Origin of the sequence: Micromonospora sp. NPDC049366, assembly GCF_044466625.1 — a bacterium.
Lineage (GTDB): Bacteria > Actinomycetota > Actinomycetes > Mycobacteriales > Micromonosporaceae > Micromonospora.
In genome coordinates this window covers 431191-448301 of record NZ_JBITMV010000002.1, presented here as the reverse complement: position 1 = coordinate 448301, position 17111 = coordinate 431191, and the positions used below count along the sequence as shown (strand labels likewise).

Sequence of the window (17111 nt, the reverse complement as noted above, 5' to 3'; positions counted from 1 at the left end):
CGGGACGACGATGGTTGACACCGAATTGACACATTGCCAGCTAGAAAACGCGCCGGTGGGCGGGCCGTGGTGACGGCCCGCCCACCGGCGGTCTGTGGTGCCCCGACTCAGTCGGTGACGGTGAAGGGCAGGTCGACCCGCGTCGTGCCGGTGCCCGACACCGTGACGCTGGTCGCGCCGGCCTTCGCCGTCTCGGGCACGCTGACGGTCACGCCGCTGATGACGCCGTCACCGTTGGCATGCACCGTGCTGAGCACGGGCCCGTCACCGAGACGGACCGTGATCTCTTCGTCCGGCGTGAACCCGGAACCGTCGATCGTGATCGACGTGCCCCGCGGCCCGGACGTGGTCGCCATCGTCGCCCGCGGATCCCGGGGCGCCTCCGACCGCTCGGCCACCTGGACGGTGGCCGTGGCCGGCGTACGCGACGAGGCGCCGGTGGCGGTCACCGCGTACCGGCCCGGCCGGACGTTGCGCGGCGTCGTCAGCGAGGCGTGCACGGCGCCCGCCGGCGAGGCCACGACCGTCGTGGTCCGCGCCGGGCTGCTGGCGAGCGTGACGGTCACCCGCTCACCGGCCGCGAAGCCGGTGCCCTCGACCGTGACCGCGCCGCCGGGTGCGACGGGGCCGGACGGGGACAGCGTGATCGTCGGCTGCAGCGCCGAGCGCGCCACGGTCACGGTGAACGTGCTGGTGGTGCTCGACACCGTGTCCCACGCGGTGACGTGGACGGTGTACGTGCCCTCCCGCGCGTAGGTGTGCTGCGCGCTCATCTTCCCGGACGGGTCGATGGTCACGTCGGCCGGAACGGTGCCGTCGCCCCACTGCACCCGCGCCCGGTGGCCCGTCGTGCCGGGCACCCCGCCGGTCAGCGTGCCGAGGTTCGCCGCGAGGACCTGACCGGCCGTGGCCGTCTGGTCGTTCGGTGCGGTGATCTCGAGCGCGTCGGGCGCGGTGCCGTCGTCGGCGATGGCGAACACGTGGATGCGGCCCGTCGAACCGGGGTCGCCGGTCTGGGTCGGCAGGGTCACCGAGACGAGCGTCTTGCCCGCCGGGATCTGGTACGGCGTGGTGGCGAACAGGAACGGCTGGGCGCTGTCCCGGCTCGTGCCGCTCAGCCGGTACGCGGCCTTGGCGACGACGATGTTGCCGTAGGCCGGGGTGCCGTTGGCGTTGCCGCCCAGCGTCCAGTCACTCATGCGGATCGGGATGCCGGCGGTGCTGCCGTCGCTGAACGTCGCGGTCCCGGTGGTGTCCTGGTTGCCCTGCGTACCGGCGCCGATGAACGAGATGCTGGTGGCGTCGGCGGGCAGGTGCAGCGCGATCGTCCGACCGTTGCCGCTCGCGTTGTCCGGCTTTCCGGCCGGGACCGAGGGCAGCGTGAAGTGCAGCGCGGTCCCGGGGACCTGGTACCGCTGGCCCTGGGTCACCCCGGCCGCCGCGAGGGCGGCCCGCGAGTACGCCCACGACTTGGCGTCGCAGTCGGCGGCGAGGACACCCTCGTCACCGACGCAGACCGTGTCGTACGCCGCGACGAGCCCGTCGGCGGGGACGTAGGACACGTCGACGCCGACCGTCGCCACGCTCTGGCTGGTGCCGTCGGTCACGGTGACCGTGGCCTGGTGGTGGCCCGGGGTGGCGTACGTGTGCGAGCCGCTGACGCGGTAGACCTCCCGGGAGTTCAGCGTCAGCGTGCCGGCGACCGCCGGCGACCCGTCGCCCCAGTCGATCGTCGCCTGGTAGCCGGAGGCGGTGCCCCCGGTGACCGTGGCCAGCGGCACCGACACCTCGGTGCCCGCGGTGGCGTGCACCTCCTCGACGGGGGTCACCGCGACGTCGTCACCCGCGAGCTCCAGATCACCGCTGGCGAGCAGCTCGATCTCGGCGAGGTTCGCCTGCTCGGCGCCGACCGTCTTCGTCACGACGAGACGGAACTGCGTGAACCGCCCCGGCTTGCTGATCTCGAACGGACGGGTCTGGTTGCGCCAGGTGAACGTCTCTCCCGTGCGGGAGTCGAGCGTGGTCCAGGTGATGCCGTCCTGCGAACCCTGCAGCCGCCAGTCCGTCGGGTCGCCCGCGGCGGCGCCGGAGGTGAGGGTGTAGTGGGTCGGCCGCTGCTTGCCACCCCGGGCCGCCCAGGTGACCTGCGGCGTCGCGGTGGTGAAGGTCAGCTGCGTGGTGGACGAGTCGTCGAAGAGCTTCGCGGCGTCCCGCCCGCCGTCGGCGGTGGCGGTGCCGAGGCCCGGACCGGTGGTGTCCGCCAGCGGCTTCGGCGCCTCGTTGCCCCGGGTCAGGGACGGCGGGGCGTCGTCGGCGTCGGTGCCCCAGGACGACGGACGGGGACCCATCTGGAAGTCGATCGTGCCGCCGCGCACGAGCGACGCCGCGTCGATGGAGAGGCCGTCGTGCTTCTTGCCGTTGACCTTGACGCTCTGCACGTAGACGTTGCGGGTGTTGTTGTCCCGCGCGTTGACGACGATGTCGCCGCTGCTGCGGTGAACGGTCATCCGGGTGAACTGCGGCGAGCCGACGGCCCACTCGGACGAACCGGCCTGCAGCGGGTAGATGCCCAGCGAGCTGAGGATGTACCAGGCGGACATCTCGCCGTTGTCCTCGTCACCCAGGTAGCCCTGGCCGATCTCGCTGCCCACGTAGAGGCGCTGCATGATCTCGCGGACCAGAGCCTGGGTCTTGGCCGGCGCGCCGACCGCGTCGTACATGTAGGGGATGTGGTGCGAGGGCTGGTTGCTCATGCCGAGCTGGCCCAGGCGCACCGCCCGCGCCTCCAGCATCTCGTGGATGATCCCCTTGTAGCCGCCCGGACGGTCGGCCTTCTCCGGGGTGGCGAAGAACTCGTCGAGCTTGCGCTCCAGCGCCTGACGCCCGCCGTGCAGGTTGGCGAGCCCGCGCGGGTCCTGCTGAGCGGTGAAGGCGAAGTTCCAGCCGTTGGTCTCGGTGTAGACGCCGCCCCAGTCCAGCGGGTCGCCGGCGAGGAAGGTGCCGGACGCCTCGCGGCCCTGGAAGAGCTTCGTCTTCGGGTCGAAGAGGTGCACGTAGTTGCGGGCCCGCTGGAGGAAGTACTCCGACTCCTCCTTGAGCTGCTTGCGCCGCGACTTCGGGGTGGCCGGGTCCTTGGCCAGGGCCGTGGCCATGTTGCCGATGCCGAAGTCGTTGATGTAGCCCTCCAGCGCCCACGACACCGACTCACCGGTGGAGGTGGGCGTGTAGCCGAGGAACAGCGAGGTCTCGATGCCCTTGCGGCCGACCGCGCTGCGGCCGGACGCCACGGTGGCGTTCTTGACCGCCGCGTCGTACGCGCCGAGCGGGTCGGGCAGCTTGACGCCGTTGAGGTACGCCTGGGCGATGGAGACGTCGGAGCTGGTGCCGGTCATCAGGTCGGCGTAGCCGGGCGACGACCAGCGGGCGATCCAGCCGCCGTCGCGGTACTGCTGCACGAAGCCGTCGGCGATGCGGGCGGCGACGTCCGGGTAGAGCAGGGAGTACGCCGGCCACACCGTGCGGTAGGTGTCCCAGAACCCGTTGTTGACGTAGATCTGCCCGTCGACGATCTTCGCGCCGGTCCGGGTGGGGGTCGACGCGCCGGTGTGCGGCGACACCGGGCTCGCGTACTGCCAGCGCGGCGCCGTGGCGGTGCCGGTGTTCTCCGACTGCGAGTTCGGGTACAGGTTCAGCCGGTACAGGTTCGAGTACAGCGTCACCCGCTGCGTCTCGGTCGCGCCCTGGACCTCGACCCGGCCGAGCCGGTCCTGCCAGGCGTCGGTGGCCGTGGCGTGGATCTGGTCGAAGCTGCGGCCGGTCAGCTCCAGGTCGAGGTTGCGCCGGGCCTGGTCCACCGAGATGAAGGACGTCGCGAGGCGCAGGGTGACCTGACGGTCGGCGGAGATGTCGAAGGTCGCGGACGCGGCGGCGGATGCCGTCGGGGCGCGGTCGAAGGTGCCGGCGACGAACATCCGGCTGCGCCCGGCGGAGAGCCCGCTTCCGTTGTCGACCCAGCCGGTGACCGCGGCGTCCGTGCCGATGGTGAACGTGCCGTTGTGGAAGACCAGGCTTCCGGTGGCCGCCCCGGACGGGAAGGTGAACTGCATGATCCCGCCGTGGTCGGCCGGGGACATCCGGGCGACCAGGCCGTTCTGCGTCGTCACCTGGTAGAGGTCCGGCCGCGCGATCTCGTCGTCGTGGCTGAAGGCGAGGGCCCGGGTGCTGGGCGCGCCGGTGAGCGGGCCGCCGGCCGGCACCGCCATCACCGACATCTGGTTCCGGTCAGCCATCCACGGGCTGGGCTGGTGCGAGATGCCGAGCCCCTGGAGCATGGGCAGGTTGGCGGCGTTGTTGGCCCGCTGGTACTCGTACTCCCAGGAGTCCGAGGTGGCGTCGGTGACCGGCGTGAAGAACGTGAAGCCGTTCGGCACCGCCGAGATCGGCAGGTTGTTACCGCGCGAGAACGAGCTCGACGAGTTGGTGCCGCGCCGGGTGTCGACGTAGTTCGTCAGCCGCGAGCCGTCGATGGCCGTCGCCGCCCCGGTGACGGTGACGTCGTCGAGCCACCCCTGGAAGCGGGTCTCGGCGGTCGCGGTGGGGATGTCGTACGCGAGCAGGATGCGGTCGATCGTCTTGCCGCTGGCGACGTCGCCGATGTCGGACTGCACCGCGTTCCACTGGTCGGCGTAGAGCACCTTCGACGCGCCCTGCCCGGCCGCGGTGAACGCGTAGCCGTGCTGGTCCAGCGGTGCGAGGCGGCTCAGGTAGGTGCCGTCGGTGAAGTGCAGGTCGAGCGCCGCGTACGTGGACGGGTACGCGTAGTTCTGCCCGGTGAACTCCGGGAAGATCCGGTACGACAGACGGGTCTTCGGCCCGACGGGGATGTTCACGTCGAACAGCCGGTTGGTCGCGTACGAACGGCCGTCGGCCACGGCGCCGCCGGAGTACCGCAGGGACGCGACGCCGGTGAAGCCCGCCCGGGGCAGCATGTTGTGACCGCTGACCGGACCGGTGCCCACCACGCTGACCATCGGGGTGGCCGGCGGCTTGACGTCCGAGCCGTCGCTGATGTCCCAGTCGCCGAGCTGCAGGAGGGGCTCACCGGAGTTGGCGGTGACGTTCAGCCGGTAGAAGCCGTAGGCGGTGGTGTTGGTGAACCGGTAGGCGTTCGTGCTCAGCCGGCCGGCGAAGCGCTGCCCGGTCTGCCGGTCCAGGTCGATCCACGTGGTGCCGTCGTGCGAGCCCTGGAGGGTGAAGTCCTTGGGGTCGCGGCCCGGCGCGTCGTCGGCGGAGGTCAGCGCGTACCGCACGACCGCGGCCGGCTCGGTGAGCCGGTAGGTCACCCAGCCCGTCTGGCTGCGCGTCAACCACTTGGTCACGGGGTTGCCGTCGGTGAGGGTGCCGGCGGTCTCGTTCGGAGGGTTCTCGCCGCTCGCGGTCACCGCGGTGACCCGGCTGAGCAGGCTGCCGGGCAGCCCGGTGGGGCTCGAACCACTCAGGTTCGCCTGGATCGGCTTGCCGCTCGCGTCCACCTCGACGGTGGTCGCGGCGGGTTGCGGATCGGCCGGCTCGAACGAGGAGCGGAAGCTGCCGGGTGGAGCGGCGGGCGCGGCGGTCGCCGATGGAGCGGCGACGAGCATCGCGGCCGGCAGCACCACCGCGGCTGTCGCGGCGACCATCCGCAGCGACAGGGGGCGGGCAGGGGCGTACGACATGGAGGGATGGCCTTTCGGCTCGGTCCGGGACGAGGAGGTGCTTCGCCTGGTGGCGGTTCGTCGGCCTGACATCGTTGTCAATCGGAGATGTGACGGACGATGGCGGGCGCGATGAACTGCCGCTGAAAGTTACGGGCGGAGCACGGCCGTGTCAATGGGTTGATCATGGCGAGACGTGACGTCGCGGAAGCGGCCGGCTCCCCTCCCCCGCACGCCGTCCCTCATGGACGCGAGCGGTCGGGCCTCGCCGCCCGGATCAGGTGACGAGGCCCGGCCGTCGGTCAGCAGTAGAGGTTGGCGCCGGCGGAGACACCGAGGATGCCGACGAACTGCTGGTACCTGGTGACGCGGCTCTGCACCTGGGCGGGGTTGCCGCCGTTGCACTCGATCGATCCGTTGATGCTGCGGATGGTCTCGCCGAAGCCGGCGCCGTTGACCATCGCGTTGTGGGCGGTCATGGTGCCCGGACCGTTCTGGGTCATCCAGTACCAGATGGCGGTCTTCCAGGCCACGGCGGCGTCGTTCTGCACCAGCCAGGGGTTGGTCAGCAGGGGCAGGTTGAGGGCGTTGCCGGCGGCGTTGTAGTTGAAGTTCCAGCTCAGCTGGATCGGGCCCCGCCCGTAGTAGGCGGCCTGCCCGGCGGGGCAGCCGTAGGGCTGGCCGGGGTCGCAGTAGTGCGGGTAGTTCGCCTGGTTCTGCTCGACGATGTGGACGAGCCCGCCGGTCTCGTGGTGCACGTTCGCGAGGAACGCCGCGGCCTCCTGCCGCTGGACCGTCGAGCTGCCCGTCCTGGTGAACGCCGGGTAGGCGCTGAGGGCCGCCACGAGGCCGGAGTACGTGTAGAAGGAGTTGCGGCCCGGGAACATCTGGTTGAACTGGGCCTCGCTGACCACGAAGGCGCCCGGGTTGGTGGGCGGGGTGGTGGGCGGTTGGCCGCCACAGGTGTAGGGCTCCCAGTACCAGGTGCTGATGATGGGGTCGTACCCCGGGTTGTCGTGCTCGGCGATGTAGTAGAGGCCGTTGGTGTACCGCACGATCGAGCCGGCGGCGTACCAGGTGCCGGCGACCCAGTTCGGGTGGTTGCAGCCCCCGCTGGGGGGCGGGGTGCCGCCGCCGTCGCAGGCGCCGAGATCCTGCCAGACGCCGGTGGTCCCCGGCGGCGCCTCGTTCTGGGTCCACCACTTCGCCTGGTAGTTACGGCCGTTGCGGGAGGCCTGGTCACCTCCCCAGTAGACGGCCGAGGCCTGCCACGGCGCGACGCAGGCCGCGGCCGACGCCGGGGTCGACGGGATCACCGCCATCAGCCCGCCCGCGACGAGCAGCGCCACGAGCGCGACCAGGGCACGCAGTCTCGACATCTCCATCACTCCCTTCGGGGACAGCACGGGCCGACCGAGGGTCCGCACATCGATGAGAATGACTGTAACATTATCTGTTCATAAACCTAACTATTCGACAACGGGGCCGCCGTGGGCGGACGGGGGCGACGGCCGCCCCGTCGTACATCTCGCGTTCCACCCGACGCCACGCCGAGTTGATCATGGCTTCGGGCGCGCTTCGTACGGTCCCGGCCATGACTGTCCTCTCCACACCTCGGGCGATCGGACGCGCCGTCGCCCAGCTCCGCCCCGGGCGAACCCGGGCCGCCGCCACCGTCGCCGCGCTCGCCGTCACCGGCGCCGTCGCCGTCGCGGCCGTCGCGACCTCGTCGCCCGCCACCGCTCAGCCCGGCACCGTCGTCGTCTCGGAGACCTTCGACTCCGGCACGCTGCCCGCCGGATGGAACGCCGTCGACGGCACCTGGAAGGTCGAGAACGGCCGGCTGTACGGGACGTCCGCCAGCTCCAGCGCCAACAACAAGATCACCTTCGGCCGTCACCTGAACGACTTCCGGTTCGAGGCCACCATGCGGTTCGAGTCGGTCTCGGCGGCCACCCGCTGGGCCTCGCTCGGCATCGACGTCCCCGCCAACGGCGCCACCCCGTGGTGGATCGCCACCATGCGCAGCGGCACCACCGCGTCCAACGGGCTCGAGTTCGCCCAGCGCACCACGGCCGACGCCTGGGTCGTCACGAACACCGCCTCCGCACCGTACGCCGCCGGCACCGGTAAGGACGTCCGGGTCGCGGTGGAGGTGCACGGCAACCAGGCGCGCTGGATCTTCGACGGCCGGGAGGCCATGCGGACGACCAGCCTGCAGCGCTCCACCGACGGCGTCCAGGCGCTCTTCGTCAACGGCGCCACCGTGTCGTACGACGAGGTGAAGATCACCGAGCTGCCGCCGAACGGCTACCTCCGCCCCGAGGGCAGCCCGCTCACCGTCATCGCGCACCGCGGCGCGTCCGCCGCCGCGCCGGAGAACACCCTGGTCGCCCAGGAGATCGCGCGCAAGAGCGGGGCCGACTGGATCGAGAACGACGTCCAGCCCAGCAAGGACGGGATCCCGTTCATCCTTCACGACGGCACCGTCGACCGGACCACCGACGGGACCGGCAACATCCGGGACCTGACCGCCGCGCAGATCAAGGCCCTCGACGCCGGTTCCTGGTTCGGCCCGCAGTACGTGGGCGCACGGGTGCCGACCCTGGCCGAGCAGCTCGCCGACCTGCGCACCCGCGGCGGGAACCTGCTGCTGGAGATCAAGGGCAAGCACACCCGCGACGAGGTCGCCACGATCATCAAGGTGATCCGCGACGAGCGGATGATGAGCCGGGTGTTCGTCCAGAGCTTCGAGGTCGACGCCCTGCGCTACACCTACGAGCTCGCCCCCGAGCTGCCGCTCGGTCTGCTGCGCAGCAGCCTCGACACGGACCCGGTGGCGATCGCGAAGGACCTGCACCTGACCGCGTACAACCCGGACGGCAACGCCCTGCTGGCCAAGCCGGAGGTCGTCGCCGCACTGCACACCGCCGGTGTCGCCGTGATGGCCTGGACGGTGGACTCCGCCGGCCTGTGGCAGCGGCTCGAGCGCATCGGCACCGACGGGATCATCACCAACCGCGCGGCGGAGCTGGTCGGCTGGAACTCGGCGTTCATGCAGCGCCCCTCGGCCGAGCCGACGGTGGCGATCACGTCGCCGGCCGACGGCGCGGAGCTCGACCGCGCCCAGTCGCCCGTGATCGCGGTCGCCGCCACCAACGCGGAGACCATCACCGTCACGCTGGACGGCCGCCCGTCGGCGGTCGGGCGCGAGCTGGACCCGGCCACGCTGACCGCGGGGCGGCACACGCTCAGCGTCGAGGCGACCGGCCCGGCGGGCACCGCCACCGCGACCAGCACCTTCACCGTGACGGTCAACCAGGCGGGGCTCGGTTACCTGATCTTCACCTCTGGCGCCGACGAGGCAGCCCTCAACACGATGTCCGTCAAGCTGGCCCACGGCCAGTACGCCCAGCTCGCCGGCTGGGTCGACCGGCAGGCCGGCGCGTCGGTTCCGGCCGAGGTCGCCGGCGTCATCGCCGCCGACGCGCGGACCCTCGCGCAGCGGTAGCCCCCTCGCACCACCGGAAGGTCCCCGCCGTCGGCCCCGACGGCGGGGACCTTTCCGTACGCGCCACCGGTCCGGCTGCCCCCGACAATCTGCGCAACCTCCGGGAAGTCGTCGTTTCCCGGACGGGTGGAGGGGACGACTTCGGGGATGTTGTTGCGGTGGCCAGGGCAGCGCGGAGCCGCACTCCCCTAGCGGGCCGACCGCTGACTCGTGGGAGCCACCGGGACGGCCGGGTGATCGGTGGGCCACCGCCGCCCGCCCTGCCAGTACGCGTGGATCTCGTCGAGCGTGCGGCCCCGCGTCTCGGGCGTCTGGCGGTGCAGGAAGATCCAGGCCGCGACGGTCACCCCGAGCAGCAGGGCGAAGGTGGCGGCACCGCCGAACGCGGCCAGCGCACCGAGGAAGAACTGCGCCAGCAGGAAGTTCGCGGCGAGGTTCGGCAGCAGCAGCGCGGTCGCGCCGGCGCTGCGCAGCCGGTCAGTGTAACCCTCCGACGCGTAGATCCACAGCAGCGAGCCCAGCCCCGCGTTGAACCCGACGGTGAACACCAGCAGGCCGGCCAGGCCGAGGACGCCGCCGCCCCGGTCGGTCAGGAACGCGAGGACCAGCAGGGCGTGCCCGGCGGCCATCACGGCGGTCCCGGTCAGCAGCGTGGCCCGGCGGCCGAGCCGCTCGACGGTCGCCGACGAGGCGAGCGCCGCCAGCAGGCCGGACGTCTGGACGACGGCGGGCAGCACGAGCAGCGCGACGGTGCCCCGGTAACCCATGCCCTCGAAGATCCGCGGGCTGAAGTTGCTGACCGCGCTGACGCCGGTGAGCTGGATCAGCGCGCCGAGGACGATCACGAACCGGGTCAGCGCCCGGTACCGCGGGGCGAACAGCTCGGCGACCGCTCCCCCGGGACGGCCAGGGCGCGCCTGGGCCGCCCCGGCGCGCGCCTGGGCCGCCTCGGCGCGCGCGGCCAGACCGCGGGCGGTCTCCGGGGCACGCGACAGCAGCGCCGCCGAGACCGCGCTGAGTGGGGCGCTGAGACCGATCATCACCCGCCACAGTCCGGCGTCGGCCAGGGCGTAGGCGACGAGGAACGCCGCGACGATGCCGCCGACGGTGGCGACCTGGTAGAGGACGGCGATCCGGCCCCGGACGGCGGTGGGCGCGGCCTCGGCGATGTAGACCGGGACGACGACGGTGGTCACCCCCGACGCCAGCCCGATGAGCAGACGGGTGGCGTCGAGCCAGAGCAGGTCGGCGACCAGCGGCGAGAGCGCGCCGAGCACGGCGGCCACCAGCGCCGCCGCCAGCAGCGTCGCGCGACGACCGGCCGTGGTGACCAGTCGGTTGGCCAGCAGCACGCCGACGAGCATGCCGATCACCGGTACGGCGAAGAGGCTGCCCTGCTCACCGACCGTCAAGCCCAGGGCGGGCGTGAGGAAGAGTTGGGCGCCGGCCATGGCCGCGCCGAAGTAGCCGTAGTGGAGGCCGACGGCGACGGCGATAGCGGCGGTACGCGCCGCGGCAGAGGTTTCCCGCACGACACGGATCTTCGCAGCAAGTCGCCGACGGCCGCCGCCTTGTGTATCGGCCGATCTCGATGCAAAGATTGGTAAAGGTTCATAACAGTTACGCGGATCGACGCGTCGTCCCGGCGGCGCGACGACGATCGAGAGGACGTGCCATGTTCGCCCGTGCTCGCCGTACCGTCACCCGCAGAGTGGCGCGTCTCCTCGCGCTCTGCCTGGTGCTCATGACCGTCCTCGCCCAGCCCGCCACCGGCAACGCCCGGGCGGCGGCCCCCGCCTTCAACGTCATCGCCTTCTACAACGGCACCTGGGACGACGCGCACATCAGCTTCGTCCGGGAAGCCAACCAATGGTTCCCACAGATCGCCGCCCAGCACAACTTCACCTACACGGCCACCAACGACTGGAGCCGGCTCAACACCGCCAACCTGGCGCAGTACCAGGTGGTGATCTTCCTGGACGACCTGCCACCGGCCGCCCAGCGGCCCGCGTTCGAGCAGTACATGCGCGGCGGAGGCGCCTGGCTCGGTTTCCACGTCTCCGCGTTCACCACCAACCCCGGCGGCTGGGACTGGTATCACAACCAGTTCCTCGGCACCGGCGCGTTCCAGACCAACACCTGGGGCCCGACCACCGCCGTCCTGCGGACCGAGAACCGCACCCACCCGTCCACCGCCCGGCTGCCCGCCACCTTCACCTCGGCGGTGAGCGAGTGGTACAGCTGGAGCCGCGACCTGCGGACCAACCCGAACATCAGCATCCTCGCCTCGGTCGACCCGAGCAGCTTCCCGCTCGGCACCGACCCGGGCCAGACCTGGTACAGCGGCTACTACCCGATCATGTGGACGAACACCGCGTACAAGATGCTGTACGCCAACTTCGGCCACAACGCGATGGACTACGTCAACAAGGTCCCGCTGTCGTCCACGTTCGCCAGCGAGGTGCAGAACCGCTTCCTCATCGACGGGCTGCTCTGGCTGGGCGGCGGCGGTGGCACCACTCCCCCGCCCACGGACCCCATCTCCCCGACCGCCTGGTACAGCCTCGTCAACCGGGGCAGCGGCAAGTGCGTCGACGCCCGCGCCGCCGGCACCGCCAACGGCACCGCCGTCCAGCAGTACGCCTGCAACACGACCTACGCCCAGCAGTACCAGTTCCAGCCCACCAGCGGCGGCTACGCCCGGGTCAACAACCGCAACAATGGCGCCCGCTCGCTCGACGTCACCAACGTGTCCACCGCCGACAACGCGCCGATCCAACTCTGGACCTACAGCGGCGGCAACAACCAGCAGTGGCAGGCCGTCCCGGAGGCCGACGGCTACTACCGGCTGGTCAACCGGCTCAGCGGCAAGTGCCTGGACGTGCCGGGCGGCTCCACCGCAGACAGCGTCCAACTGGTGCAGTACGCCTGCAACGGCACGGCGGCGCAGTCGTTCCGGCTCCTGCAGCGGTGACCGCGTACGTCCGGATCGTCGGGTGGGGCGGCGCCCGGCGGTCCGGACGGGGCCGGCGTCGGTCGCGCCGACCCCTTCTCCCGTGCCCGGAAGGGCAACTAGCCTGCTCCAGATGCGACACATCCTCACCCCGGACGACAAGACGCTGCATGGCCACTTCGACCCCGACCTCGCCCCGGCCCTCACCGTCGACCCCGGCGACACCGTCACCTACCGCACCCTGGACTGTTGGTGGTCGGCCGCCCCGTACGCCGGCGGACCGCACCGGGACCGGCCGCGGGTCCCGCAGTACCAGCCCGACCACGGCCACGCGCTGACCGGTCCGGTGGCCGTCCGCGGCGCCCGCGCCGGGCAGACCCTCTCGGTCCGCCTCGACGCCATCATCCCGGCGATCTGGGGCACCACGGTCGCCGGTGGCTGGCCGAGCGGCTTCAACCAGCGCTACGGCGTGGCGGACGAGGGCGTCGTGCACACCTGGGCCCTCTCCCCGGCGACGATGACCGGCCGCAACCAGCACGGCCACGCGGTCACGTTGCGGCCGTTCATGGGGGTGCTCGGCATGCCACCGGCCGAGCCCGGACGGCACTCGACCGTGCCACCCCGACCCCACGGGGGCAACCTGGACTGTCGGGAGCTGACCGCGGGCACCACGCTGCTGCTGCCGATCCCCGTCGACGGGGCACTGTTCTCGGTGGGCGACGGGCACGCGGCGCAGGGTGACGGTGAGATCGGCGGCACGGCCATCGAGTGCCCGATGGACGAGGTGACGCTGACCCTCGACGTCCGTGACGACTTCCCGCTCACCGGCCCGGTCGCCCGCACCGCGGACGCCTGGCTGACCCTGGGCGTGGGCCCGACCCTCGACGAGGCGACCTTCCTGGCCCTGGACTCGATGCTGACCCTGTTGCAGCGGCTGCACGGCGTCAGCCGCGCGGACGCGGTGGCGCTGGCCAGCGTCACCGTCGACGTGCGCGTCAGCCAGATCGTCAACCAGACGGTGGGCGCGCACGCGGTGCTGCGCGACGACGCGCTGCGCTGAGCCGACCCGCGCGGCCGCCGACCGGACAGCGGCGGCCGTCCATGAGAATCCCCCGACTCGCGGGGAACTTCCGGCAGCCGCGGACCGACTACTGGTTCATGCACGCGATCATTGCGCCCTCGCCCACCGCCGCCGCTGCGCCGGCGGGTAGCGACGGTGACCGGTGACGGACGACGAGGCCGCGGTGACGGCGTGGGCGCTCGCCGCCGGCCGGGGCGACCAGGCGGCCGCGACCCGGTTCATCCAGGCCACCCAGCACCAGGTGTGGCGTTTCGTCAGTCACCTGAGCGGCCCGCGTGAGGCCGACGACCTGACCCAGGAGACGTATCTGCGGGCGGTGCGGTCGTTACCGACGTTCACCGCGCGCTCGTCCGCGCGGACGTGGCTGCTCGCCATCGCGCGGCGGGTGGTCGTCGACCACGTCCGGTCCACCGCCGCACGCCCGCGGACCGTTGCGCTCTCCGCGCGGTACGACCCGGCGGACATCGGCAGCGGCTTCGACGGCGCGGTGGCACTGGAGTCCGTCCTGCTCAGCATCGACGTGGACCGGCGGGAGGCGTTCGTCGCGACCCAGATCGTCGGCTTGTCGTACGCGGAGGCGGCCGAGGTGTGCGGATGCCCGGTGGGCACGATCCGCTCACGGGTGGCGAGGGCACGCGACGACCTGGTGACCGCCCTCGCCGGAGACCGGCCGTCGGCACGGGGACGCGTCGGCTGAGCGCCCGCCGTCCTAACCGGTGGCGAGTTGGACGGCGGCGGCGGTCACGAGGCCGGCGCCGAACAGCGTGATGCCCCCGGCGGCGAGCACCGGCGCCACCCGCGTGGCCAGGCGCAGCAGGGCGTGCGACCGGGCTCCCCGCACGACCAGGGAACTGCCGGCGACGGCGAGGAGCCCCACGCCGAAGAGCACGACGGCCATGCCGAGGCCGAAGGTCAGGACGAGCAGCAGCGCGAAGCCGGCCCGCCCGAGGAAGAGTCCGGTGGCCAGCACGAGGAACGCGGCCGGCGCCGGGGTGAGACCGCCGGAGATGCCGAGCAGGAACAGGCCGGGCCGCCTGCCCGACCCGTGGCTGTGGTCGTGGCTGTGGTCGTGGCTGTGGCCGTGCGGGTGGTGGTGGCCGTGGCCGCCGGAGCGCAGGTGCCGGCGGACCATCCACCCGCCGGTGGCCAGCACGATCACGCCGGCGGCGAGCTGCAGCCAGCCGGTGAGCTCCTGCATCCGGACGACGTCGGCGAGGGAGAGGAACGTCCACGCCACACCGATCACCAGCACGGAGAGGGTGTGCATGACGGCGACCGAGCCGCCCAGCCAGGCGGCGTCGCGGATCCGCCCCCGCGAGCCGACCAGGTACGCCGCGGCCAGGCTCTTGCCGTGGCCGGGGGCGACCGCGTGGCCGGCGCCGGCGGCGAACGCGAGAACGAAGGCCACCGGCGGCACGCCCGGCGAGTGCACGAGATCCTGCAGCCGGTCCGATACGGAGGCGGCGTGAATGGAGGCGGCGTGGACGCTGTCGAGAGTCACGCCGCCGCCGGGGGGAGCGCCGCGGTGACGGACCGGCCGACGGCGATCGCCGCCGACGCGAGGGCGATCGCCGGGTCGCGGCGGCGCTGTCCGGGTGGGGACACGGGTGCTGCTCCGGATCGTGCGGTGGGTGAGGCCGCACCACCCTGCCGGGTGTGGGGAAACGCGCAGGTCCGGGCCGGTGGTTACCGCGCGACGGCGGCGTGAACAGTCGTTGATCGTGTACGGCGCGGTGAGTCGACGTCCCCCGCCCGACCTGGCGCCGGCCGCCGGACGGAACCGACGGCCGGCGCAGCGATCAGCTCTGCGGGTCGACCTCGTCGGCGGGCAGGCTGTCCATGAACGAGCTGACCGAGAAGACCGCCCGACCCGGGCCGGCCGGGCCGTAGCCGGGCGGGCTGGACAGGCCGTTCGCCTCCATCGTCGCGCGGTACGCCTCCAGCAGCCGGATGTGGTACTCCAGCGGCGCGCCCTGCGGGTTGGTCCGGCCGAGCGGCGTCGTCGGCTCCGGGCACCAGGTGGTGAAGCGCGGGGTGATGCCCCGGGACATGAAGTACTGCAGACCCTCGGTGGTCGACTCGATCGCCTCGTCGACGGTGGTGAAGCCGAACGGGGCGGCCATCTCCACACCCGCGACGAAGTTCGGGATGACGTTGCGGGGCCCGAAGATCTCGGCGGAGTCGAGGATGCGGCGGTGCCACTCCTCCCGACCCACGTACCGCTCCTTGCCGGGGCAGTACAGCTCGAAGAGCCGCTTGTCCCACACCTCGAAGTTCGGGTGGTAGATCCGGATCCCGTAGTCGTGGAAGCGCTGCACGTCGGCGCGGGGCAGCGCCTGGGCCACCACCTTGCCGATCCACCGGCCCGGGAAGCGCTCCTCGATCGCCTGGGCGTAGCGGCCGTAGAAGTCCGCCTCGGCCAGCCCGTCGACCTTCGACGTGATGCTGCCGCCGGTCAGTGTGTACGCCTGCGAGGCGCGGGCCGTGTCGTACCGGTCGATCAGCGCCAGCGCCTCCAGGACCTCCTCGACGGGCTTGACCCCGGTGTACGGGCGGCCTGCCTGCTTGTGCTGACGCCAGTTGTGGTTGATGTCGCAGTACTGGCACTCCTCCTTCGCGCCGAAGTACTGGCAGACCCGGAAGACGGTCAGGTAGATGAGGTAGCCCCACTGGATGGTCGGCGCCACCTCCATCACCGACTTGCCGTTGTCGAGCGTGTGCCGGTAGTAGTCCGGCATCGGCGGGAGGCCCACCTCGGCGATCGGCCGGCCGTCGAGGAACAGCATCAGCCGCCCGTCGGCGTCGGGCTTGACGACGTACGGCGAGTCGGGGTTGGTGCGGACCGACACGACCGTGCGGCGCAGGTCGTACGGACCTCCGGTCAGCACGATCTCCTCCGGCGGGCGGCGCAGCGCGGCCTCGCCCAGCTCCGGGAGGGTGCGGTGGTCGAAGGAGAAGATGAAGTACGACTTGGGCTTGACGTCGCCGCCCTCGTTGTCGGTCAACGCCGAGTCGTCGAAGGCGAGGCCCCCGCGCAGCAGGTCCTCCTTGATGACCGCCTCGCGCGGCACATGGGGAAAGCGTCCCATGAGATCTTCGATGAGATCGGTGCGCGTCTGCATGCGCCCTCCCTGTCGGTCGTGTCCGAAAGCCCGGCGGTTTCGCAAGGATCGAGGTGGGGCGGGACGTCCCCCCGACAGCCTTCGAGAGGGGCAAACGTAACACTCCGCCCCGCACGGCCTCGCCGCGTTGAGATCCACTTCACGGGAGTTGACGTGAAGTCCGGTTGAGGTCTTAACGTCACCTGATGCGACTGTCACGTCTCTTCATCCCGCGCACGGTGGCGAGCGCCCACTGCGACCTGCCCTGCGGGGTCTACGACCCGGCCCAGGCCCGGATCGAAGCCGAGTCGATCAAGGCCATCAGCGAGAAGTACCAGGCCAACGAGGACCCGGAGTTCCGTACCCGCGCCCTGATCATCAAGGAGCAGCGGGCCGAGCTGGTCAAGCACCACCTGTGGGTGCTCTGGACCGACTACTTCAAGGCACCGCACTTCGAGAAGTACCCCCAGCTGCACGGTCTCTTCAACGAGGCCACCAAGCTGGCCGGCGCCGGCGGGGCGAAGGGGTCCGCGGACCCCGAGGTCGCCGACCGGCTCCTCGCGAAGATCAATGAGATCGCGGAGATCTTCTGGGAGACCAAGCAGGCCTGACCCCCCGGACCCGCACCACCCCCGTGGGGGGGGGGGGGGCCCCCCCGCCGCCCCCCCCCCCCCCCCACCCCCCCCCCCCCCCCCCCCCCCCCCCCCCCCCCCCCCCCCCCCCACAAAAAAAAAAAGCGCCCCCAACGTAGTCAAAAACAAACAGCCCCCAC

Annotated in this window: 10 protein-coding genes; 5 read left to right on the top strand and 5 right to left on the bottom strand. The window is 71.8% G+C overall.

Going from position 1 to position 17111, the window contains the following annotated elements:
- Positions 1-107: 107 nt before the first annotated feature.
- Entirely contained in the window at positions 108-5714 is a 5607-nt protein-coding gene (locus ACIBTV_RS05455) for a GH92 family glycosyl hydrolase (RefSeq protein ID WP_396702670.1), read from the bottom strand.
- A 281-nt stretch (positions 5715-5995) separates the two neighbouring features.
- Complete coding sequence (locus tag ACIBTV_RS05450; protein ID WP_396702668.1) at positions 5996-7072, bottom strand: glycoside hydrolase family 19 protein; 1077 nt, start codon at positions 7070-7072, stop codon at positions 5996-5998.
- A 215-nt stretch (positions 7073-7287) separates the two neighbouring features.
- On the opposite strand from ACIBTV_RS05450, the gene ACIBTV_RS05445 reads away from it, so the two are divergent.
- Complete coding sequence (locus ACIBTV_RS05445) at positions 7288-9204, top strand: glycerophosphodiester phosphodiesterase family protein (protein WP_396702667.1); 1917 nt, start codon at positions 7288-7290, stop codon at positions 9202-9204.
- A gap of 188 nt (positions 9205-9392) precedes the next feature.
- On the opposite strand, the gene ACIBTV_RS05440 is transcribed toward ACIBTV_RS05445, so the two are convergent.
- Positions 9393-10736, bottom strand: coding sequence for an MFS transporter (locus ACIBTV_RS05440; RefSeq protein WP_396702665.1), 1344 nt, complete (start codon positions 10734-10736; stop codon positions 9393-9395).
- A 179-nt stretch (positions 10737-10915) separates the two neighbouring features.
- Here ACIBTV_RS05440 and ACIBTV_RS05435 point away from each other — a divergent pair, with 179 nt between their 5' ends.
- From ACIBTV_RS05435 to ACIBTV_RS05425, 3 genes are all read left to right on the top strand, one after another.
- The gene (locus ACIBTV_RS05435; protein ID WP_396702663.1) at positions 10916-12178 is read left to right on the top strand and encodes a ThuA domain-containing protein; all 1263 of its coding nucleotides are present in this window, start codon (positions 10916-10918) and stop codon (positions 12176-12178) included.
- Positions 12179-12290: 112 nt separating this feature from the next.
- Positions 12291-13217, top strand: a complete 927-nt coding sequence (locus ACIBTV_RS05430) for an acetamidase/formamidase family protein (protein WP_396702661.1) — start codon at positions 12291-12293, stop codon at positions 13215-13217.
- Between the two features lie 163 nt (positions 13218-13380).
- Positions 13381-13935, top strand: a complete 555-nt coding sequence (locus ACIBTV_RS05425; RefSeq protein WP_396702659.1) for a sigma-70 family RNA polymerase sigma factor — start codon at positions 13381-13383, stop codon at positions 13933-13935.
- Positions 13936-13947: 12 nt separating this feature from the next.
- Here ACIBTV_RS05425 and ACIBTV_RS05420 read toward each other — a convergent pair whose 3' ends face one another.
- Entirely contained in the window at positions 13948-14739 is a 792-nt protein-coding gene (locus ACIBTV_RS05420; RefSeq protein ID WP_396702657.1) for a cobalt transporter, read from the bottom strand.
- Between the two features lie 298 nt (positions 14740-15037).
- On the bottom strand, positions 15038-16360 hold the full coding sequence (locus ACIBTV_RS05415) for a radical SAM protein (protein WP_396702655.1): 1323 nt from the start codon (positions 16358-16360) through the stop codon (positions 15038-15040).
- Between the two features lie 185 nt (positions 16361-16545).
- Between ACIBTV_RS05415 and sodN the strand changes: the two genes are divergently transcribed.
- Entirely contained in the window at positions 16546-16950 is a 405-nt protein-coding gene (gene sodN, locus ACIBTV_RS05410) for a superoxide dismutase, Ni (protein ID WP_091588579.1), read from the top strand.
- The last annotated feature ends 161 nt before the right edge of the window (positions 16951-17111 follow it).